This window comes from uncultured Clostridium sp., assembly GCF_947036855.1.
Lineage (GTDB): Bacteria > Bacillota > Clostridia > Clostridiales > Clostridiaceae > Sarcina.
On sequence record NZ_CAMQRY010000031.1, the window covers coordinates 1 to 21480 of the forward strand.

Sequence of the window (21480 nt, forward strand, 5' to 3'; positions counted from 1 at the left end):
AAAATATTAAGAGCAAAAGGAATTTTACCTACTAAAACTGGTAAGTGGGTTCAGTTTGATTATGTTCCAGGTGAGGTTGATATCAAGAAATTTAAGCCAGATTATACGGGACGACTTTGTGTTATTGGTAGTAATTTAAATAAAAAAGAAATTGAAAAATTATTTTTAAAATAAGTATTAAAGTGAGGGGGGAGCTAGGTTGAAAAAATGTTCTGTTGATTTAGTTACGGGATTTTTATCATCTGGTAAAACAACCTTTATAAATGTTTTTCTTAAAAAAACTTTAAAGGGTGAGGAAACTATTGTTGTTAGATGTGAGTCTGGAAAAGAAGAATTTAATGAAATTATAAAAAATAAGGGTAATTTAAGTATTAAAAATTTTATATCTGGCAAAGAGTTAACAGAGGAAAGGTTTATAAGAATGGTTAAGTTTTATAAACCGGAAAGAATGATAATTGAGTGTAATGGAATTGAAGATATAGATTATTTAACTAATCTTTTTAATACAGTGAAATTAAGGTCTTATTTTAGAATTACTGGAATGATAAATATGATAGATGCTTCTACATTTAGTATGCTTCTTAAAAATTTAGGGCATTTAGTTTTACCTTGTCTTGAGAGAAGTGATTTAATTATTTTTAATAAGGCAAGTGAGATTTCAGAAGAAAAAGTTGATGTTGATTTAAATATTATTAAGAATTTAAATAATCATGCACATATACTGGTTGCGTATGATAAGTCAGATTTAGAGAAAAAAATAAATAAAGCTAAGGTTATAAATGCTTAGCTTAAGGGGGATATTTAGTGTTTGATGCAATTTCAAAATTTTCTATAATATTTTCCTCTATATTGTTAGAAGCATTGCCCTTTATATTAATAGGGGCAATTCTTTCATCAGTAATGCAATTGTTTGTTACAGAGGAAGTTATTAAAAAGTTTATACCAAAGAATAGAGTTTTAGGAAGTATAGTAGCAGCATTTTTAGGAGTTTTTATGCCAGTATGTGAATGTGTTACAGTTCCAATAACTAAAAGTCTTATTCAAAAGAAAGTTCCGGTAAATGTTGCTATTACGTATATGTTAGCAGCTCCAATAGTTAGTCCACTTGTAATAATTTCTACGTATATAGCTTTTAATGGTAATTTGAAAATTGTAATACTTAGAGTTTTTATTGGAGTAGTTATTGCTATAATTGCTGGACTTTTAATGATTCCATTAGCTGGCAAAGGGGACATATTAAAAAATGGTGAAAGTAAATTTAGGTGTGATTGTGGATGTGAAGATATAAAAAATAGTGGAGAACCTACTATTATAAGGTTACTTAAGTCTACAAGTGTTGAGTTTTATGATATTGCAAAGTATTTTATTGTAGCATCAGGAGTTGCTGCTATTTTTCAGTTAAATGTTACAAATGAATTTTTGTCATCACTTGGGCTTAATCATATATCAGGAATTGTTATTATGATGCTTGTAAGTTTTCTAATTTCTTTATGTTCAGAAGCAGATGCTTTTGTTGCACAAACTTTTCTTGGAACATTTTCACTTGGTGGTGTTATGAGTTTTCTTATAATTGGACCAATGATTGATGTTAAAAATATTAGTATGCTTTTAGCGTCTTTTACTAAATCTTTTGTTATAAAGCTAACTTTTGTTATTTTTACGCTTGTGTTTATTTTTACAGCGTTAATTTTTTAGGGGGGAGCTTATATGAAGAGATTTAATTTAGACCAATTTATATGGTTTTTGATACTTATGTTTTTATCAGTTATTTTAACTTTTATGCTTTTTACAGGGAAGATGTTTGCACTTATAGATAGTGGAAGAATAATATCTACAAGTATAATGATGATAATTTTATATCTTTTGACAATAGTACAAGTAAGTAGAATATTTACGATTCCATCAAGGAATGGGGTTAAAGGTGGGTATTTTCAATATATATTATTAATTTTTGTGTTAGGTGTTATTATGGTTATTGATATTCCTAAGGTGTCTTTAGAGATGAAGGGTGTTAGATTATATCATATGGATCATGCAGAGGGTGATGGACATACTCATAAACATGGAGTTTTAGGTGATGGTGATACTATTTATATAAATGAAGAGAATTTTCATGATGGGATTGAAGAACTATCAGCACATATTGATAAATATATAGGTAAAAAAATAGAGATTGAGGGAAGATATTATAAGGATGAAAGATATAAAGATGATTTTATAATAACGGCACTTAGCATGAATTGCTGTATTGCTGATTCGGAGTATCTAGGTGTTTTAGCAAATTATAATAAGGAAAGTGGTATAAAAATTGAAAATGGGTCAAAGATAAAAATAATAGGAGAAATATCTAGCTTTAATAAGGATGATAGGACCCTTGTTAAAATAGATGTTTTGAATTTAATACAATATCAAGATTAGGCAAATCATTTGATTTGCCTATTTCTTTTTATAGATAGGCATTTGCCTATGGAATAGATAAAATATAAATATTTCCTTATTAATAGGAAATTTTATATAATGATAAAGAACTAAGGATGGTGAAGATATGAAGAAGTACAAAGGAATCTTACCAGGGATTCTTGCATGTGTTGTTATAGCAATAATTAGTAAAGTGCTAGGTAAATTTGTTCCAGCACTTGGAGCAGCAACTTTTGCAATATTATTAGGAGTTCTTTTTGGTAATACAATACTTGATAAGAAGGTATTTTCAAAAGGAATAAAGTTTTCAGAAAAAGTTTTACTTGCATGGGCAATTGGACTTCTTGGAGTAATACTTAATTTACATGAAATTTTATCAATAGGATATAAAGGTGTTATTTTTATAGTTATACAAATGAGTTTAACACTTGTTAGTGTTTATTTTATTGGAAGAAAACTTGGTTTTGGAAAGAAATTTTCACTGCTTATGTGTGCAGGAAATGCTATATGTGGATCTTCAGCAATTGCAGCTACAAGTGATGCTATTGAAGCAGATTCAAAGGATAAAGGTATTTCAGTTGCAATAGTTAATTTAACGGGAACAATACTTATGTTTGTACTTCCAGGAATCACATATCTTTTATATAATAATAGTCTTATGAAAAGTTCAGCTATGATAGGTGGAATATTACAATCGGTAGGTCAGGTTGTAGCATCTGGTAAAATGGTTAGTCCACAAATATCAGAAATGGCTACAATTTTTAAAATAATTAGAATAATGTTGCTAGTTGTTGTTGTTCTTGCAATAGCAAAATTTAATTCAGGGCATGATAAAAAAGAGTTTAAGCATGAAGAAGAAAATATAAAAAAATCTAAGGTTTCAGTTCCTTGGTTTATATATTTGTTCTTTGGGCTTACAATATTATATACATTAGGATTGATTCCACAGGCAGTAGGAAATGGGATTCATCAGGTTGGTGATATACTAGAAATAGTAGCACTTGCAGCTATTGGATGTAGTGTAAAGTTTAAAGATTTAATAGAACAAGGACCAAAAGCATTAATATATGGTGGTACAGTAGGAGTATTACAGATAGTTTTTGCAATTATTTTGATAATGTTCTTATTATAAATATGGATAAAAAGAGTATGAAAAAAACAGGATTTGAGAGTAAAAACTTTTAAATCCTGTTTTTTTTGATAAAAAATAGTGGTTCATTTTTCTAATGTTGTAATATGGACTTTTTGTTCTTGATAAATCTATGTGGTAGAATATTTAAGCAACAGCGGTTGCTATTTTTTTATTTTGAAATTTAGTAATTTTTGTTAAATGATTTTGGACAATATGGGGGAATATTAATGATAGATATTTTTATTTGTATAACATCTGAAGAGGAAAGATACTCTTTTGGAAAGATTGTAGAAAAAACTATATTTGTAAAAAATCTTGATATGAAGATAACTAAGGTTACAGGAAATCCATATGATATATTAGATATTGTTAAGAAAAGAAAAAAACCGGCTATTTATTTTTTAAATGTTTTTTTTGAATCAGACATCAATGGAATTCAGTTTGGGGCAAAACTTAGGGAATTTGATGAACTTGGAGTAATTGTATACATAACACAGCATATAGAGGTATTATATTTATCATATATTTATAAAGTTGAGGCTTTGGATTATATAATTAAGAATGATGTGAAAAATTTAGAAGAGCGAGTTTCAGAATGTTTAATAAGAGCTAATAGAAAGCTTAATATTGATAAGACGGAAGTTAGAAAAATAAAAATTAAACAAGGTGATATTATTTTTAATATTTCTAAAAATGATATTTATTATTTTGAAACATCAGAAAAGCCACATAAAATTATATTACATAAGAAAACCGAGAAATTAGAGTTTGTTGGAAATTTAAAATCGTTGGAATTACTAGTTGGTGATGACTTTTTTAGATGTCATAAATCATATTTAATAAATAATTCAAAAGTTGAAGAAATCAATACAAAAGAAAAGACTGTGCTTATGGAAAATGGTGATACTTGTTTAGTATCAAAGAGATTTATGAGTGACCTTGTTGAAAAAATATAAGGTCATTTTTTTATGCTTAAAATAAGAAAAAGCCACTGAGAATAAAAATTCTTCAGAGGCTAAAGTATATTTTGTAGTTTCGCAATAGAGTTTTCGTCATATATCTAGACTGCTAATGCAGTAAGAAATTCGTTCATAATGATAAGAGGCTCAATTTATAGAAGTAGAATTCTATAAATTTGAATGAACAATATCAACAATCTAAATATAATATCAAATGTTTAAATATCAACAAATTTATAATAACATAGTTTGGACATAAAAAGTTCACTTTAGTCCTGAAATGAACTTTTGAAGTCATATGATGAAATAAATCATATTTATTCATTTAAAGGATGAATAATAGCATAGTTAGGAATTAATTACTAAGTATTGTAAATAGAAAATAGGTATGGTACACTAAAAAAGCAAAATTTAATTATATATATAATTATTTTTATGAATTTCATAATATACGGGGAAATGTCTGAGTGGTTGAAAGAGCACGCCCGGAACGCGTGTATAGGAGCAATTCTATCGTGGGTTCAAATCCCACTTTCTCCGCCAATTTATATATGTAAAATATTATTTTATATATAAACAATATTATTGAATTAAGAAAATATATATGTTATTATTAATACAAGTCTTTAGATATAATATATCTGATGACAAAATAAAAATTTAATTATAGAGTTTAATAGTATGGAGGGAAGCCTATTGGTTTATAGGTAACGCCTTGAGCAAGAGATTGTTCTAAATCGCGTGTATAGAAGTAATTCTATCGTGGGTTCAAATCCCACTTTCTCCACCATAACTATGCTAGATGGGGAGTTAGCGGTGCCCTGTAACTTGCAATCCGCTATAGCAAGATTGAATTCCCTACCGAGGCTTTAACTCTGTGTGGCCTGCCTTAGGCAAGTGATGTTGAGAGTTGGGTCCCATGCAATGGAAGTCTGTGAACCTGGTCAGATCTGGAAGGAAGCAGCCATAAGTAGATCCTTTCATGTGCCATGGTCAAATCTGGCTTGAGTTAACTACTTGAGTAACGCACATGGATTATCGTCGGAGTAGGGTGCATGGTTTCTATAATTATGAATTTTCAGTTCTTAGATATTATATATCTAGGGACTTTTTTTGCATTTAAATATGAAATTTAACTTTCATATTTAATAATAGAAGATTTAGTTTGTGCATTCAAAAAATAAAAGTAAGTTTGTTTATGAAGAAATAAAAGTTTTTCTTGCAGGTTACCTAACGTAATGATTTATAGTTAGTATATAAGAAAGAAACTAAGGAGGAATTTTTGAGATGGATAAATCAAAAAAAGCTCTTGTAATAATATTTTTAATAGGAATATTTATGGGAGCGTTAGACACAGCAATAATATCACCAGCTCGTACAGTTATGGGAAATACACTTAATATATCGGCAGATGCGAGTATTTGGATTATAACTTTATATGCATTAATTTATGCGGTTTCAATGCCGATTGTTGGGAAATTAGCAGATAGAAAAGGGCTAAAACCTATGTTTACGATTAGTGTGATTCTTTTTGGAATAGGTTCATTATTTAGTGGACTTGCTAATTATTTTGGCGGATTCGAATTACTTTTAGTATCAAGAGTTATTGAAGCTATTGGTGCAGGAGGAATGGTTCCAATTGCTACAGCTTTTATAGGGGGGGCATTCCCAGTAGAAAAAAGAGGTGCAGCACTTGGAATGGTTGGAGGAATTAATGGGATAGCAACATTAATTGGTCCATCTATTGGTTCATTTATATTAGATACTTTTGGAGTAGATAGATGGGGAATATTATTCTTTATAAATATCCCAGTCTGTATAGTTGTTATAGCTGTTTTACTTTCTAAGAAGATAGAGAAAGTAGAAAAGTCATTAAAGAAAATGGATTTTGCAGGAAGTGTAGTATCATCATTATTTATACTTTCACTTATGGCATTTATTACAAGCTTAAATTTTGTTGATTTAGGAAGTAGCTTTATGTCAGTAAGGTCATATCCTTTCCTTATAATATCAATAATTTTACTTCCAATTCTTATATTTGTTGAAAATAGAGCGGAAGATCCTATTATACATCTTAAGTATTTTAAAAATAGAGGTATGGTTTTAGTATTTATAATAGCATTCCTTGTTGGAGCAGGACTTATGGTAGTTATATTCTTACCACAATTCTGTAGTAATGTTTTAAGTCTTAAGCTTGGTTCAGGTGGATACTTTATAACACTTATGGCTGTATTCTCAGGATTTGCAGCACCACTTGGAGGGAAATTTGTTGATAAGTTTTCAGCAAAAGCAGTTTTATTGATTGGATTTGCTTGTACAGTTATTGGAACTTTAATCTTAGCATTAGTTGTTACAGTAACTTTAAGTTCTATTCCACTTGTTATAGGACTTGCATTTATGGGTCTTGGAGTTGGACTTACAATGGGTACACCACTTAATTATTTTGTTCAAACATCAGTTCCAAGAAATGAAATTGCATCAGCACAATCAACATTATCACTTATAAGATCACTAGGGATTGCTTTATCACCTAATCTTTTAGTTGGTTTCATAGTACAGGCTGGTTCAAATGTACAGGGAAAACTTATGGCAGTTTTACCACATTCACATGGAATAAGTATGTCAGCATCAGGAATTTCTGCAATGGAAAGTGCATTCCAAAATGCTAATGTAACAACAGTATTTTCAGTTGTTAAAAAATATATTGTTGGTGCAATGCCAGCAAATATACAAGGTATGTATTCTATACAGCTTGATAAAATGAGAGCTACAATAGAAAACACATATCAAACTGTAATGAATAATGGTTTTGAAAAGATGTTTATAACACTTGCTATAATTGGAGGGCTTGCATTTATAGCAGCTCTTGCAATGCCAAGTAAAACAAAAAAGATATAATATAAAAAATGTAGCAACTTAGTTTATGAGTTGCTACATTTTTTTATTGAATTATTTTTATGATGTTTAAAATAAATTTTTGATGCAATAATTATATTATTACTGATATTTGAGAAAGACTATGAAGAGTTATGTAAATTTGATAAAATTAAAGAAGATAAATTAAAGGAATAACCTTTAGAAAATTTGTGAGGTGGCAATTTTGGCTTATAAAGCGTTGTATAGAGAATGGAGACCTATGAAGTTCAATGAGATGGTAGGTCAGGAACATATAAAAACAACTTTGAAAAATCAAATAATGAATAATAAGGCAGCACATGCTTACCTATTTTGTGGTACAAGAGGAACAGGAAAAACTACTACTGCAAAAATAATGGCTAAAGCATTAAATTGTCTTGATTTAATAGATGGAGAACCATGTGATAAATGCTCAATGTGTACTAAAATTAATAGTGGACTTGCAATTGATGTAACGGAACTTGATGCAGCATCACACAATGGAGTAGATAAAATAAGAGAAATTATAGATGATGTTCAGTATCCACCACAGGAAGCTAGAACTAAGGTTTACATAATGGATGAGGTTCATATGCTTTCTATGGGAGCTGTAAATGCTTTTCTTAAAACATTAGAAGAACCGCCAAGCAATGTTGTATTTATACTTGCAACAACAGACCCACAAAAGCTTCCTATTACAGTTTTATCAAGATGTCAGAGATTTGATTTTAAAAGAATATCAAAGAATGATATAGTTGGAAGACTTAGAGAAATTGTAGATTCAAAAGGAGTTCGTGCTGACAATAGATGCTTAGATTTAATTGCTAGAGTTTCAGATGGAGCAATGAGAGATGCACTTTCTATACTTGATCAAGCGATAGCTATTGGAAATGATACTGTTGAATATGAGGAGCTTGTTTCAATGCTTGGACTTGTAAATGATGAGTATTTATTTGATTTGATGGATGCTATTGTTTCAAAAAGTATAGAAAGAGCTATGGGCGTTATAGAGGAAATAGTTTTATCAGGAAAAGATTTAGGGTTATTTACAAAGGATTTAATACTACATTGTAGAAATCTTCTTATGATAAAAGTTACAAAGAATCCTGAAGAAGTTTTAGATATGGCACAAGAGAGTATAAATAGGCTTAAGGAACAGGCAGCTAAACTTCGTGGAGAAGCTATTATAAGAATTATAAGAATTCTTCAAGAGAGTGAAGATGGTTCAAAGTTTAGTAAGCAAGCAAGATTATATCTTGAACTTTCAATAATAAAAATTTGTAAGATTGAGTATGATACTTCAAAAGAAGTTATTTTAGCAAGAGTTAATAAACTTGAAGAAGCCATTAAAAGTGGAAATATAGTTGTAAATCAAGGAGTAGCAGGTAATGGAGTAGCTCAAAAACAAGCAAGTGCAAGAGCACAAAGTGTAGCACAAAAGCCTAAGGCAATAGCAGTTCAGATTGATGGTGATTTAGATACTACAGTTACAGTTCAAGAGGCAAATAAAGCTTGGAGAGATGTTTTAGAAACTTTAAAATCAAGAAGAGCAATGGTTGTATATTTATCACTTAGTCCCGGAAAAGTAGGATCTTGTGATAATGGTGTTATAAAAGTTGAGTTTGAAAAATCATTTTCAGGTAATAAATTAAGACTTAGCCAACATGAAACATCTAAAATTGTAAATACAGTTTTCTCTGAAATTTTAAATAAAAAAGTTCAAGTTATATATGAAGTTCATAAAGAAGATGATGAAGTTCAAAATGTAGAAGAACACTTAAAAAGTTTAATGGGAGATGCTTTGGAAATTTTTGAAGAATAAAGTAGAACGATTTATTGTATGATTTTAGCGCAAAAGTGTTAAAATAGCATAGTAATAAAGTAAGGCTAGTATTGGAATATAAATATAAATATTATATAATATGTTTTAGATAGATTTAATTTTAAGGAGGATTTTTAGATATGGCAAAAGGTGGATTCCAAGGTGGAATGGGTAACATGCAAAACTTAATGAAGCAAGCACAACAAATGCAAGCTCAAATGCAAAAAATGCAAGAGGAATTAGAGTTCAAAGAATTTGAAGGAACAGCTGGTGGAGTAGTAACAGTAGTAGTTAATGGTAAGAAGGAAATAAAATCATTAACAATTAAGCCAGAAGCAGTAGACCCTGATGATGTTGAAATGTTAGAAGATTTAGTTTTAACAGCTGTTAATAATGCGCTAAGAACAGCTAATGATGAAACAGAAAATAAGATGGGTAAACTTACAGGTGGAATGAACATACCTGGAATGTTTTAATAAAAACTTATCTTTAAGTTAAATAGATAAAAGTATATAATTGATTATAAGTAGGCATACAGTAAATTTACTGTATGCCTAAAATATTAAACAAATTAAAGGAGTAGGCTATGGATTTTTACCCAGTTGCGATAGAGAAATTAATAGAAGAGTTTGCAAAGCTTCCTAGTATAGGAAAGAAAACAGCACAAAGATTAACACTTCATATTTTAAATTTACCAAAAGATGAGGTTGATGGTTTTGCAGATGCTTTAAAAGAAGCTAGAGGAACAATTAAATATTGTTCAGTTTGTGGTAATTTTACAGATTCAGACCCTTGTACAATTTGTAAGAGTAATCATAGAGATATAGGAATGATATGTGTTGTGGAACAACCAAAAGATATTATGATTATAGAAAAAGTTAGAGATTTTAATGGAGTATATCATGTTTTACATGGAAATATATCACCAATGCAAGGAAGAGGACCACAAGATATAAGGATTAGAGAACTTGTTGCTAGAATGAATGCTGATGTAACAGAAGTTATACTTGCTACCAATCCTAATATTGAAGGTGAGGCAACAGCTATGTATATATCAAAGGTTTTAAAACCTTTAGATATAAAAGTTACAAGAATTGCATCTGGAATTCCAGTTGGGGGAGATTTAGAATATGCTGATGAAGTAACTTTATCAAAAGCATTAGAAGGAAGAAAAGAACTTTAGGATGTATATAATTTTGATTTTTGTTAATAATTTCTAATAAGTACAAGTTTATTTAGTGGAGGTTATTATGGAAAAAACAATTATTATTGAAAAAAAACTTTTAAAAAAAAGGGAAAATGAAACTGAGGGTAGAATTAATATAAGTGATAGCAATATAAATGATAATGATTTAATTATTAAATCGGTGGAAGAAACAAAAGGGGAACTTGAAAGACTTAGAATTAGTTTCAATTTTATTAGTGATCATAAGTTGGTTGAATCTATTATTTATAAAGAACGGGATGCTATGGTAAGATATGAGTATTTACTTATCAAGGCAAAAGAAAAAGGTATAAAAGTAAGTGACTTATACATATATAATAAGGCTTGCATAAAATACTAATAGACGAAAGGGGGTGGAGTTATGGATATAATTTCAATTATTATAGCTTTAGTTATAGCTTTTGTAATATTTAAAGTAGTGAAGTTTTCAATTAAGTGGTTTATAAATGGAGTTGTAGGAGTAATTCTACTATGGATATTCAACTTCTTTGGAGCGGCATTTGGATTAACTATAGGAATAAATATATTTACAGCTCTTATAGCAGGAATATTTGGAGTGCCAGGTGTTTTAGTTATGGCAGCATTTAATTATTTCTTCTAAAAGTAATAAGTAAATATACAAGAAACAGATGCTTTATAGTATTTACAGCATCTGTTTTTTTAGAATATTATATGGATGAAAATAGAAAAAATAGGATAATTTATAATTGGGTTACATAAATATATTTATACGTATTTATTTAGCTTTAATAAATAATTTAATTTATAAGTTATGTGAATTTCAAGGGGGGAATGCTACATTGAAAAATTTAATAATAAATAATAAGATTTGGGTAGGGATAACAGCTGGAATCTACTCTGTTTTACTTTTTGTTTTATCAGGAAGCCTAGGTCTAATTAAAAATAGTAGTACAAGCTTTGTAAACTTAGAAACTAATGTAAGTATGACTAAAGGTTTTGTTATAAGAGATTTTCTTACGATTGGAAATTTTGGTATACTAGCATTTTTTGTTGTTATTGCTATAGTTTGTGCAGTTTTTTTTAGAGATAAAGAAGCTCAATTTAAGGCTAGGATTAATGATAAAGAATCTAGAGTTATGTATTTTAAAGAAAGTTTAATATTATTGTTAACTCCTATTTTTATAGGGATAGTAATAAATTTTTTAATACGTTCATTATTATTTATAATGAATCAAGAAATTTTATCTTTAGGGCTTAAGATATCATATTTTTCAGCTATTAATACATATTTGTATATCTTAGCGTTAGCTTTACTTGGTGTATCTATGAATTTTTTATTCCAAGTAGGCGTTAAATCTGTATTTTCAGCAGCTATAATACCAATGTTTATGTTTGAGGGGTTAATATTAATTTTTGGAGTTTCAAATTTATTTACTTCAGGAAAAATACCATTATTACTTATGACATCAAATTTTATATCTGATTTAGTTGAAAATTATATAAATTTATTTTATAGCGATTTAAGAATTGAAATGCTTGGTATGGAAGTTTTTTCTATAACTATTTTAGCTTGTATTGCTATAACAACAGTTTTTCTTGCTACAACTTGCAGGTATTTAGTAATATATGATGAAAAAAGATTAAAGTATAAGTATAGATTTATAACTATTAGAAGAGTTGTATTAGTTGAAATGGTTACACTTGTAGTTATGTATAGTTCAATAGCTATATTTGGTGGAATAGCATTTTTAAATTCAGCAGTTATAACTATAGAACAGTCATTTATATATACTAATATTGCAACTATAGTTTTAGTTATACCTATTTCTATTGGAATGGATATTTTATATAGAAAGAAGTATAAAATAGTTAATAATAAAAAAGTTAAGAGAGCAATAAAGAAAATAACTGAAAATGAAGAAGATGATGAGAGTGAAGAAATTAACTTAGAGATTGATAATAATCTTAGTAGTAAAGGAATTATAAAAGAAACCAAGACTGCTAAGCATAAAACAAAGGAAAAAGACCTTGGCGAAACTAGAGGATTTAGGGATGAAGAAGTTTCTAATATAAAAAGAGAAGTAGGATTTAGCTTTATAGAAGAAGAGGGTGAATCTGAAGTTTTTGAATTAAGGCGTGAAGAGGAACTTGATTTTATAGAAATAGATATTGATAAGGATGATTTTTTCTCAATGAAAAATGATGATTCTAAGAAATAATTTAGAGAACTTTAAGTAGTTCTCTTTTTTTATGGATAAATTTTATTTTTATGGGGAAGCTAAAAAGGATTTAGTATATAGAAAGGGATGGTTATTATAATTACTATGAGTCATCTTTTATCTGAGATAGATAAAAACATAAAGTTTGATTATTCAAATGAGTATGATAATTTTATACAGAATAATCAACACATAAATGAATCATTAGTATTCGAGAATGATGCTGATGATTTACAAAATCTTAAGGTATATAATAATATTCTTTAAACTAAATCTATTTAAAAGTCCTAGAGTGAATGAGTAAAATAAAAAATCCATGTCAACACAAAAGCTCGGTGTCTAGGGCTTTTTTTTATTTATGGAAATATGTAAAAAGTATTAGCATTAAATGATATTCTGAATAGTATATTTTAAAATAAGAAATATACTGCTTTTAAATAGTGATAGCAAATTTATATGGAAATTTAATTTAAGTTTTAGGATGGCTACTTAGTTTAATTATAATATTTAAGTTTATTAATAAGAGTAATATGGTTATATTGTAATATTATTTATGTATAATAAAACTAAGAAAACTTTTATATATAATAAATTCTTATATAAATGAGTTATTTTAAAGAAGTAAAATATATTTAAACTTATATAATGGTATAAAGTAAATCAATATTTGACGCTAGGAGGTAGTAGACCTGAAAAACCTCGTTAATTATTGATAAAATTTATTTAAGACTTCTTAATTTATTTAGGGGGTCTTAAAGTATAGGTTTAAATATTTAAGTAAGGGAGATAAACATATGATAAAAATATTATTTAATGATGGTTTAGAAGAGGAGCTTAGAGAAAAACTTATTAATGATGGGATTCTAGTATGTGATAAGCATTATGAAGAAGATGAATTATCTAAGGTTTTAAGTGAGTTTGATTGTATAGTGATTAGGTCAGCTACAAAAATAAAGACTAGTTTAATTGATAAAGTTTTAGGGGGGAGATTAAAACTTATAATTAGAGCAGGAGTTGGAATGGATAATATAGATGTTTCTTATGCTAAGGAATGTGGAATTGAAGTTTTAAATACTGCAAATGCAAGTAGCAATGCTGTTACAGAACTTGTTTTAGCTCATATTTTTACGCTTTCAAGATTTATGTTTAGAGCTAATTTAACAATGAAAAAAGGTGAATGGAATAAAAGACTTTATACTGGATTAGAGATTTCAGGTAAAACACTAGGTATTATTGGTATGGGTAGAATAGGAAAAGTTCTGGCTGATAAGGCTAGTGCACTTGGAATGAAGGTTATTTATTTTAATAGAAGTGAAAGGCATGATATTAAAAGTGAGTATAAAGCTGTTACTATAGAAGAACTTTATAAAAATTCTGATTTTATATCATTACATGTTGGTGGAACTGAAACTATTATTTCAGATGATGAAATTAATAGTATGAAGGATGGAGTATTTATAATTAATACTGCTAGAGCTTCACTTATAAAAACAGAAGCTTTACTTGTTGGAATAAATAGTGGGAAAGTTGCTGGAGCGGGAATAGATGTATTTGATAATGAACCACGGTTTAGTCAGGCTCTTGTTAATAATACAAAAATTAGTGCAACGCCACATATCGGAGCTTCAACTGTTCAGGCACAAGGTAGAATTGCAGAAGAGGTTTATAAGATTATAAAGGATAGATTTATATAATAATATAATAATATGATGATATAAATATAAAAAAACTGTGGATAACTTTTAATGAAAGTTATCCACAGTTTTTTGTTTGAGTTACATTGCAAGTAACATTGATTTAAGTATAGCTGTTGAGTTTTTAACTCCGATAGTTGTAAACTCAGCAAAGTCCATGTGTGCTCCATTGTTTGCATTATCAGAAATTGATCTAATAACTACGAATGGTACATTGTTTAAGTAGCAAGTATGAGCTATAGCTCCACCTTCCATTTCACATGCAGAAGCATCAAATTCTTTTTCAAGCCACTGAACTTTTTCTACTGAAGCAACAAATAAGTCACCAGTTACAATTCTTCCAGTTGAACTTTTAATTTCTGAGTTTTCATTACAAGCATTTTGTGCAAGTTTTACAAGTTCTAAATCACATTTGAAATCAAATGTATCAAGTCTTGGTATTTGACCCATAGCATCACCAAAAGCAGTTGTATCCATATCATATTGAACAAGGTTGTTTGCTATAACAACATTTCCAGGGAAGATATCTTTTTTAACTCCACCAGCAACTCCAACATTGATTACTTTAGTTACATTGTATTCACTTATTAAAATTTGAGAACAGATAGCAGCATTAACTTTACCTATTCCACAAACTACTGCTACTACATTTTGATTCCAAAGCTTACCTTTGTAGAATGTCATGTTAGCTTTAGTATTTTTAGTTTCAACTTCCATTTCTTTTAAAAGTATTTCAAGCTCTTCGCTCATTGCACCTATAATTCCTAGAGTCATATTAAACTCCTCCTTAATTTTGAAAATATAAATAGACTTAGTAAAATACTAAGTCTTTAGATAAATACATTATATACAATTAAGAGTTCCTAAACAAATTTTATTAATAGGGCAAGTTAAATAAAAAAATTAGAATTAGAGTCATTTTCTCTAAAAGATTTATTTCTTTTTTCAAGTTTCATTTTATTAAGACTTGTGAATATAAGGTATGAACCAAGACAAATATTAAAAAGAACATATATAAAGTGAACAATAAGACTATTAAAAACTACTGATGGTAAGTAGAGAACTATAAAGTTATTACAAAAGTGAAGAAAGATACAAAGGTATATAGATTTTGTTTTTATATATATATATCCTATGATGATACCAATTAAGAAAGCATTTATACTTTGGAATAGATTAAAGTGCATTATTCCAAATAGAAGCGAAGATATTATAAGGGCAACTATACTAGAGTATTTTTTTATAAGCCCATTTAATATAAATCCACGGTAGATTACCTCTTCTATAACAGGAGCATATATACAACTAAGCAGGGCTGAGTTTAAATCAAGGTTTATGGATAGTAAATTTCTAAATTGATAAATAGAACCTTCATATAGTAGTCTAAATCCTAAAATTAAAATAATTACATGAATATAGTCTAGTTTGGTTATATTTGAGCAATAATTAAAAGTAGGGTTTTTATCTTTTATAATAAATAGGATTATATTAATACTAATAAGTGCAGTGAGCATTTGAATTATAAAGACTGTTATATTAAAAATAAAGTTATTATTTATATTTAAGCTTGTAAATATATTTATTAATGAATCTTCTATAGTAGATATAATGAGTAAATCTAAAGCGATTATTATTATAGAAGATATTATACTTAGGGGTTTGATATAGACTTGTCCATTTTCTAAGTTTTTAAAAACATAAAGTGGGTTTAGTAAATCTTTCATATATTTAAACCTCCGAATACTTAGCGTTAATCTAATATATTAAAAAATTCACTTAACTATGAATAATAAATAAGTTTATTGAAAAGATAGAAAATAAGCATATATAATGTAAGTAGATTTATTTAAACAGTTAGAGAGGAGAATATTATGTTAAATGAACAGTTAATTAGAACACAGCTTCTAATAGGTGAAGAGGGAATTGATAAACTACAAAATTCAAAGGTAATGATATTTGGAGTTGGTGGAGTTGGAAGTTTTGCAGCAGAGGCACTAACTAGAACAGGAATAGGTACTATAGTAATAGTTGATAATGATACTGTTGATGTAAGTAATTTAAATAGACAGATACATGCTACAAGAGAAACTATAGATAGAGATAAAGTTGAGGTTATGAGAGAAAGAATGCTTCTTATAAATCCAGAGTGTAATATAATACCAATGCAGGTGTTTTTAACAGCAGATAATATGGAAGAGATAGTTACAGAAGATATTGATTATATTATAGATGCGATAGATTCAGTTACATCAAAACTTGCTCTTGCAGAGTATTGTTATACTAAAGGAATAAACTTAATAGCTTCAATGGGTACTGGTAATAAACTTGACCCATCACAGTTTAAAGTTTCAGATATACATAAAACAAAGGTATGTCCTTTAGCTAAGGTTATGAGAGTTGAACTTAAGAAGAGGGGAGTTAAAAAGCTTAAGGTAGTTTATTCAGAAGAATTGCCAATAAAGCCACAATCTCCACAAGTTGAAGCACCTAAAAAAGTTGAGGGTGAAGAAATTAAAAGATTATCAAAAAGACAATCACCAGGAAGTATGTCATTTGTACCAGGAGTTGCAGGAATGATACTTGCTTCACAGGTGGTTAGAGATTTAATAAAATAAAAAAAACCTAGTGGTGAGTTTAACCACTAGGTCTTTTTTTGAGTTAAGCTAGGCTGCAAAGGATAGCTTTGCTTAACTATGTTATAGGTTAAAGGAGAAATGAAAAATTGTTAAAAATATCAACGATAAACAATAAAGATGTTTACTCTATAAGTTATTCAAGTTTATAGAAGTATGATACAAATTTAAATCTAAAAATATCGACAAAATATTACGAGTATTTTTGTAAAAGGTGATTAAATAAAATAACAAATAAAGCTAAGTTTACTAAAACTATCTCTGAATTAAAATTTAGTTTATGTTATAATTTTAATGTTTTTTAAAAAGTAAATTCAAAATAGAATGACATTAGGAGGAATATAATGGGCAAGAAGAATAATACAAAGGCACTAATTTTTATTTTTACTTTAATGGTTCTTGCAGCAGTTATTGAAAATACATTTGGTATTTTTGTTCCTGTATTTAAATCAGAATTTGGAATTGATGATAATAGCATAAGTAATATGTTTATTGTTGGTTCAGCTTCTTATATGTTCTTTACATACATTGGTGGAGTAATGTGTGAGAAGATAGGACAAAAGAAAGTTTACATACTAGGAATGATAGTAGCTATACTTGCAATGATTTGTTTATGGCAAGCAAATAGTTTTTACATGGTAATTCTAGGAGTTGCACTTGCAAATGGTGGAGTTGCTTTAAATGCTATAGCTAGTAATACTATAATTCCTATAATAGTTATAACAGCACAGACTATAATTATGAATATAATGCATTTCTTTTATGCAATGGGAGCAAGTCTTGGACAAGCTGCTTTTGGAGAATTATCAAAAATAGGTGTACAGTGGAGAACTATATATCTTGGAGTTGCAGTTATATATGTAATTATAATGATAGTATTTATATTCTTTAAAATGCCAAGTGTCCATAAAGAGCATGATAATAAAGAAAAGATTAAGCTTACAACATTATTTAAAAATCCAACTGTTATACTTTATATGTTTGGACTTGGGCTATATGCTTTTGCAGAACAAGGAACAGGGGGATGGTTCACAAATTATATTACATCAAGTTTTGGAATAGAAGCAGGACAGGCTGCTATGTATACAGCGATATTCTTTGGAGTATTTGCATTTGGTAGACTTGTTGGAGGATTTGTAGTTCAGAAAACTGGATATTTTAATACAATGGCAGTTTCATTAATACTTGGAGCTATAACTTTCACTATAGGAATACTTATGGGAAGAGATGGACTAATAGTAATATCATTTTCAGCAATATTCTTCTCAATAAACTTCCCAACAGGAGTTTTAACTATAAGTAAGGTCTTTAAAGAAAGAAGTTCTTATATAACAGGAATCATAATTACATCGGTAAGTTTTGTAATTATGATGATGAATAAAATAATGGGTATAGTTAGTGATAAGATAGGAGCAGAGAAAGCATTTTATTTAATGCCGATTTGTTTACTAATGAGTGCAATATTGATGATAATTCTTTATAATAGAACTAGAGATATATTAGTAAATAAAAAATAGAGAGTTTTTTGGAGAGAGAATAATATGCATAAAGCTAAAAGTGTTAAGATATTGCTTGTAACAGGTAGCAAAAAAGATTATGTAATAAAAGATTCTACAGGAATAACAGTAGGGAGATTTATAATATTAGAACTTAATCAAGATGATCAAAGGTCGTCTATAAGATTAAAGTTTTATAGAGAGAGTAAAGCCCTACTTGAAGAATCGTTAGAAAAAATAGCTAGAGTTATATTCAATAAAAAAGATATATATAAATTAAACATATTTGTAACAGAAAATATAAGTGTAGGTTGTTTCTTAAATGTAGGATTCGTATTAGAAGGAATACTTACAAATAACACAATATCAAATGGTGTACATAGAGATGAATTATTGTTTGGTATAGATAAGCAAAGCTTTAGAGAAGGATTTAAAATGCTAGACCTTGAACTTAGTGGGAAGAGGTTAACACTTAAAACTCTTAATCCAGCATATGCAGATGAAATGCTAGAATATTATAATAATAATAAAGAGCATTTACATGAAGTAGAGCCAACAAGGGATCAAAGTTTTTACAGTGTAGAAGTACAAAGAAATATACTCGTAGAAAATTATAAGCAAAATTTAAATGGAACAGCCCTAGATATGGGAATATTCATAGATGATGAGTTTATAGGAAAGATAAAGCTTTCTAATATAGTATATGGAGTATTTAAAAGTGCATTTGTTGGGTATTCTATAGATAAAGACCATCAAGGAAAGGGATATATGAAAGAATCTTTAAATTTAGTTCTTGAATATGCCTTTGATGTAATGGGATTACATAGAATAGAAGCTTCAACATTACTAGATAATGAAAAGTCACAAGGTGTATTAAATGCTTGTGGGTTTATAAAAGTGGGAGTGAATCAAAAATACTTATTTATAAATGGTGAGTGGAGAGATCATATAACATTTTCTAAAATAGCAGAGTAAAAAAGGTTTTACAGTTGGTGGTAAATAAAATCAATTGTAAAACTTTTTATTGTCTTTAAAAAATTTTTGTAAAATGTGATAAACTATAAAAAGCGTCTAAATTAGTATAGGGTATTAGAACACTATATTAGTTTGATATAAAATTAAAAATTTTAACATATATAATAGCTAAAAATTAGCGTTATCAATTTTTTGGAATCTAGGAGGAATAAAGAATTGTCTTCAATGAAAAAAACAAAATTTGAAACTTATAAAGAGTTATTAGAAAAGATAGATAAAAAAGGAGTTTGGCCAATGATAGTAGTAGACGGAGTAGTAGGTGTTGGTAAAAGCACATTAATGAATATATTAGCAGAAAGAGGATTAACAGCTTTTGCAGAACCAGTAGTGGACAACCCAATATTAGAAAAATTCTATTATGATAGAGCTAGATATGCATTCCCATTACAAGTATTCTTTTTAAACAAAAGATTTAAACATATAAAGGAAGCAGCAGAAATTGGAGAGTGTGTATTAGATAGAAGTATATACGGAGATGTTATATTTGCTAAAATGCTTTGTGATAAGGGTGAAATGACAGAAGAGGAATTTGAATTATATAAAGAACTTCTTGAAAATATGTTAGAGCATGTAAAAGCACCAAAGCTTATGATATATCTTGAATCTACTGTTGATGAAGCAATGAGAAGAATCAAGAAAAGAGGAAGAGATTATGAGCAGGTAGTTGAGAGAGCTTACTGGGAAGAGTTAAACAGTGAGTATAAAACATATTTTGATGCTTATGATATATCTCCAATACTAAGAATAACTGTTGATGGATTAGATTTTGAGAATGTTCCAGAAGATAGAGAGAAAATTTTAAAATTAATAGATGATAAGATTAATGAAATTACGAAATAATATATTTAAGTAAAGAAATATTATTAGTGAAAATTAATATAACATAAAGACTGGAGAGTATATCAAAAAATATTATCTATAATATAGCTTTATATTATAAGTAGTTTAAAGATATATTCTCTTTTTATTTTAAAGGAGAATTTTAATATGATAGTTATAGATGGAGTAGTAGGTGTTGGTAAAAGTACATTAATGAAAATACTTGCAAAAGAATTAAACCTTATTCAGTTTGAAGAACCAGTAGTTAATAATCCAATACTTCCAAAGTTTTATGAAAATAGAGAGAGATATGCATTCCCATCACAGATATTCTTTTTAAATAGTAGATTTAAACATTTAAAAGAAGCATCAAAGAAAGAGATGTGCGTATTAGATAGAAGTATATATGGAGATGCTATATTTGCAAAGATGTTATATGAAGCAGGTGATATGACAAAGGTGGAGTTTGATACATATGAAGAACTATTAGAAAATATGGTTAATCATATAAAAGTACCAAAGCTTATGATATATCTTGAGGTATCTGTAGAAGAGGCAATGAGAAGAATTAAAAAAAGAGGAAGAGATTACGAGCAGAAAGTAGAACTAGAATATTGGAAAGAGTTAAATAGACATTATAAGTCTTATTTTGATAGTTATGATTTATCTCCTATATTAAAGATAAATGTAGATAATATAGATTTTGAAAATATAGATAAAGATAGAGAGATGATTATAAGTAAAGTAAAAGAATACATAATAAAATTAAAATAGTAGTAGGGGCTATATCAAAATGTAAGTTGCCTACAATATATGGTATGTGAATAGTATGTTCTCAAACTATATATTGTGGAGGACAAGGTATTTTGATATAGCTCCTTTTTGTAGAGCAATAAATTTATAGTTTGGGATTTAAATATATAGAGTTTTATAAGAAGAGAGGCAATATAACTTGAAAAATAGGATATTTAGGTACATAAAAAGCAATTCTATCCTAGTGTATCACAGGTTGTTTTAGTTAGAAAAAATGAGTAAATAAAAGAAAAGTTGATATTTTGTTAAAATTATTAATAAATAGATAATATTTATTGAATGATTCTAGAGGTATAATAATTTATGTTGATGAGACGCAGCAAGCGAATCGGAAATAAGGTCTTTGAAAATTAAACAGA

At 28.2% G+C, this 21480-nt stretch carries 22 protein-coding genes, 2 tRNA genes and 1 other RNA gene; 23 read left to right on the plus strand and 2 right to left on the minus strand.

The genetic code is table 11. The features are described 5' to 3' along the window. Nucleotides 1–3: 3 nt before the first annotated feature. The 18 genes from Q0V15_RS05055 to Q0V15_RS05140 all read left to right on the plus strand — a co-directional run bounded on the left by Q0V15_RS05055 (nucleotide 4) and on the right by Q0V15_RS05140 (nucleotide 14325). Nucleotides 4–174, plus strand: coding sequence for a GTP-binding protein (locus tag Q0V15_RS05055; protein ID WP_367173767.1), 171 nt, complete (start codon nucleotides 4–6; stop codon nucleotides 172–174). Nucleotides 175–199: 25 nt separating this feature from the next. Further along, nucleotides 200–787 (plus strand): GTP-binding protein, encoded by a 588-nt coding sequence (locus tag Q0V15_RS05060; protein ID WP_297436632.1) that lies wholly within the window; start codon nucleotides 200–202, stop codon nucleotides 785–787. Nucleotides 788–804: 17 nt separating this feature from the next. Further along, complete coding sequence (locus Q0V15_RS05065) at nucleotides 805–1695, plus strand: permease (protein WP_297436634.1); 891 nt, start codon at nucleotides 805–807, stop codon at nucleotides 1693–1695. Between the two features lie 12 nt (nucleotides 1696–1707). Further along, complete coding sequence (locus tag Q0V15_RS05070; protein ID WP_297436636.1) at nucleotides 1708–2418, plus strand: hypothetical protein; 711 nt, start codon at nucleotides 1708–1710, stop codon at nucleotides 2416–2418. Between the two features lie 127 nt (nucleotides 2419–2545). Then, nucleotides 2546–3550 (plus strand): YeiH family protein, encoded by a 1005-nt coding sequence (locus tag Q0V15_RS05075; RefSeq protein ID WP_297436638.1) that lies wholly within the window; start codon nucleotides 2546–2548, stop codon nucleotides 3548–3550. 227 nt (nucleotides 3551–3777) lie between these two features. Further along, on the plus strand, nucleotides 3778–4506 hold the full coding sequence (locus Q0V15_RS05080) for a LytTR family DNA-binding domain-containing protein (RefSeq protein ID WP_297436640.1): 729 nt from the start codon (nucleotides 3778–3780) through the stop codon (nucleotides 4504–4506). A 456-nt stretch (nucleotides 4507–4962) separates the two neighbouring features. After that, a tRNA-Ser gene (locus tag Q0V15_RS05085) sits at nucleotides 4963–5052 on the plus strand. 140 nt (nucleotides 5053–5192) lie between these two features. Next, nucleotides 5193–5299 (plus strand) — tRNA-OTHER (locus tag Q0V15_RS05090). Nucleotides 5300–5302: 3 nt separating this feature from the next. Continuing rightward, nucleotides 5303–5568: signal recognition particle sRNA large type (gene ffs / locus Q0V15_RS05095), an RNA gene on the plus strand. 228 nt (nucleotides 5569–5796) lie between these two features. Beyond that, on the plus strand, nucleotides 5797–7407 hold the full coding sequence (locus Q0V15_RS05100) for an MFS transporter (RefSeq protein WP_297436642.1): 1611 nt from the start codon (nucleotides 5797–5799) through the stop codon (nucleotides 7405–7407). Between the two features lie 202 nt (nucleotides 7408–7609). After that, nucleotides 7610–9226 carry a DNA polymerase III subunit gamma/tau gene (gene dnaX / locus Q0V15_RS05105; protein WP_297436644.1) on the plus strand — a complete coding sequence of 539 codons (1617 nt, stop codon included), beginning with the start codon at nucleotides 7610–7612 and terminating at the stop codon, nucleotides 9224–9226. A gap of 140 nt (nucleotides 9227–9366) precedes the next feature. Then, entirely contained in the window at nucleotides 9367–9702 is a 336-nt protein-coding gene (locus Q0V15_RS05110) for a YbaB/EbfC family nucleoid-associated protein (protein ID WP_297436646.1), read from the plus strand. Nucleotides 9703–9812: 110 nt separating this feature from the next. Then, nucleotides 9813–10409 (plus strand): recombination mediator RecR, encoded by a 597-nt coding sequence (recR, locus tag Q0V15_RS05115; protein WP_297436648.1) that lies wholly within the window; start codon nucleotides 9813–9815, stop codon nucleotides 10407–10409. Nucleotides 10410–10476: 67 nt separating this feature from the next. Further along, nucleotides 10477–10791 (plus strand): DUF2508 family protein, encoded by a 315-nt coding sequence (locus Q0V15_RS05120; RefSeq protein ID WP_297436650.1) that lies wholly within the window; start codon nucleotides 10477–10479, stop codon nucleotides 10789–10791. 21 nt (nucleotides 10792–10812) lie between these two features. Then, the gene (locus Q0V15_RS05125; RefSeq protein WP_297436652.1) at nucleotides 10813–11052 is read left to right on the plus strand and encodes a pro-sigmaK processing inhibitor BofA family protein; all 240 of its coding nucleotides are present in this window, start codon (nucleotides 10813–10815) and stop codon (nucleotides 11050–11052) included. Nucleotides 11053–11251: 199 nt separating this feature from the next. Then, nucleotides 11252–12631 (plus strand): hypothetical protein, encoded by a 1380-nt coding sequence (locus Q0V15_RS05130; RefSeq protein WP_297436654.1) that lies wholly within the window; start codon nucleotides 11252–11254, stop codon nucleotides 12629–12631. Nucleotides 12632–12718: 87 nt separating this feature from the next. Then, the gene (locus Q0V15_RS05135; RefSeq protein WP_297436656.1) at nucleotides 12719–12898 is read left to right on the plus strand and encodes a hypothetical protein; all 180 of its coding nucleotides are present in this window, start codon (nucleotides 12719–12721) and stop codon (nucleotides 12896–12898) included. 527 nt (nucleotides 12899–13425) lie between these two features. Continuing rightward, the gene (locus Q0V15_RS05140; RefSeq protein ID WP_297436658.1) at nucleotides 13426–14325 is read left to right on the plus strand and encodes an NAD(P)-dependent oxidoreductase; all 900 of its coding nucleotides are present in this window, start codon (nucleotides 13426–13428) and stop codon (nucleotides 14323–14325) included. Nucleotides 14326–14406: 81 nt separating this feature from the next. On the opposite strand, the gene Q0V15_RS05145 is transcribed toward Q0V15_RS05140, so the two are convergent. Continuing rightward, entirely contained in the window at nucleotides 14407–15099 is a 693-nt protein-coding gene (locus Q0V15_RS05145; protein WP_297436660.1) for a 5'-methylthioadenosine/adenosylhomocysteine nucleosidase, read from the minus strand. Nucleotides 15100–15215: 116 nt separating this feature from the next. Beyond that, entirely contained in the window at nucleotides 15216–16049 is an 834-nt protein-coding gene (locus Q0V15_RS05150) for a CPBP family intramembrane glutamic endopeptidase (RefSeq protein WP_297436662.1), read from the minus strand. Nucleotides 16050–16196: 147 nt separating this feature from the next. Here Q0V15_RS05150 and Q0V15_RS05155 point away from each other — a divergent pair, with 147 nt between their 5' ends. The 5 genes from Q0V15_RS05155 to Q0V15_RS05175 all read left to right on the plus strand — a co-directional run bounded on the left by Q0V15_RS05155 (nucleotide 16197) and on the right by Q0V15_RS05175 (nucleotide 21082). Next, entirely contained in the window at nucleotides 16197–16940 is a 744-nt protein-coding gene (locus tag Q0V15_RS05155) for a tRNA threonylcarbamoyladenosine dehydratase (protein WP_297436664.1), read from the plus strand. A 362-nt stretch (nucleotides 16941–17302) separates the two neighbouring features. Beyond that, a complete protein-coding gene (locus Q0V15_RS05160; protein WP_297436666.1) occupies nucleotides 17303–18475 on the plus strand; it encodes a sugar MFS transporter in 1173 nt (390 codons plus the stop codon). A 24-nt stretch (nucleotides 18476–18499) separates the two neighbouring features. Then, nucleotides 18500–19429, plus strand: coding sequence for a GNAT family N-acetyltransferase (locus Q0V15_RS05165; RefSeq protein ID WP_297436668.1), 930 nt, complete (start codon nucleotides 18500–18502; stop codon nucleotides 19427–19429). Nucleotides 19430–19654: 225 nt separating this feature from the next. Continuing rightward, entirely contained in the window at nucleotides 19655–20329 is a 675-nt protein-coding gene (locus Q0V15_RS05170) for a deoxynucleoside kinase (protein ID WP_297436674.1), read from the plus strand. A 147-nt stretch (nucleotides 20330–20476) separates the two neighbouring features. Then, nucleotides 20477–21082, plus strand: a complete 606-nt coding sequence (locus Q0V15_RS05175) for a deoxynucleoside kinase (protein ID WP_297436670.1) — start codon at nucleotides 20477–20479, stop codon at nucleotides 21080–21082. Nucleotides 21083–21480 lie beyond the last annotated feature (398 nt).

Bases quoted from the DNA above. Each gene is read 5' to 3' on its own strand.
- Q0V15_RS05070 (WP_297436636.1), top strand. From the start codon at position 1,708: ATGAAGAGATTTAATTTAGACCAATTTATATGGTTTTTGATACTTATG.
- Q0V15_RS05075 (WP_297436638.1), top strand. From the start codon at position 2,546: ATGAAGAAGTACAAAGGAATCTTACCAGGGATTCTTGCATGTGTTGTT.
- Q0V15_RS05080 (WP_297436640.1), top strand. From the start codon at position 3,778: ATGATAGATATTTTTATTTGTATAACATCTGAAGAGGAAAGATACTCT.
- Q0V15_RS05100 (WP_297436642.1), top strand. From the start codon at position 5,797: ATGGATAAATCAAAAAAAGCTCTTGTAATAATATTTTTAATAGGAATA.
- Q0V15_RS05110 (WP_297436646.1), top strand. From the start codon at position 9,367: ATGGCAAAAGGTGGATTCCAAGGTGGAATGGGTAACATGCAAAACTTA.
- recR (WP_297436648.1), top strand. From the start codon at position 9,813: ATGGATTTTTACCCAGTTGCGATAGAGAAATTAATAGAAGAGTTTGCA.
- Q0V15_RS05120 (WP_297436650.1), top strand. From the start codon at position 10,477: ATGGAAAAAACAATTATTATTGAAAAAAAACTTTTAAAAAAAAGGGAA.
- Q0V15_RS05125 (WP_297436652.1), top strand. From the start codon at position 10,813: ATGGATATAATTTCAATTATTATAGCTTTAGTTATAGCTTTTGTAATA.
- Q0V15_RS05135 (WP_297436656.1), top strand. From the start codon at position 12,719: ATGGTTATTATAATTACTATGAGTCATCTTTTATCTGAGATAGATAAA.
- Q0V15_RS05140 (WP_297436658.1), top strand. From the start codon at position 13,426: ATGATAAAAATATTATTTAATGATGGTTTAGAAGAGGAGCTTAGAGAA.
- Q0V15_RS05145 (WP_297436660.1), bottom strand. From the start codon at position 15,099: ATGACTCTAGGAATTATAGGTGCAATGAGCGAAGAGCTTGAAATACTT.
- Q0V15_RS05150 (WP_297436662.1), bottom strand. From the start codon at position 16,049: ATGAAAGATTTACTAAACCCACTTTATGTTTTTAAAAACTTAGAAAAT.
- Q0V15_RS05155 (WP_297436664.1), top strand. From the start codon at position 16,197: ATGTTAAATGAACAGTTAATTAGAACACAGCTTCTAATAGGTGAAGAG.
- Q0V15_RS05160 (WP_297436666.1), top strand. From the start codon at position 17,303: ATGGGCAAGAAGAATAATACAAAGGCACTAATTTTTATTTTTACTTTA.
- Q0V15_RS05165 (WP_297436668.1), top strand. From the start codon at position 18,500: ATGCATAAAGCTAAAAGTGTTAAGATATTGCTTGTAACAGGTAGCAAA.
- Q0V15_RS05170 (WP_297436674.1), top strand. From the start codon at position 19,655: ATGAAAAAAACAAAATTTGAAACTTATAAAGAGTTATTAGAAAAGATA.
- Q0V15_RS05175 (WP_297436670.1), top strand. From the start codon at position 20,477: ATGATAGTTATAGATGGAGTAGTAGGTGTTGGTAAAAGTACATTAATG.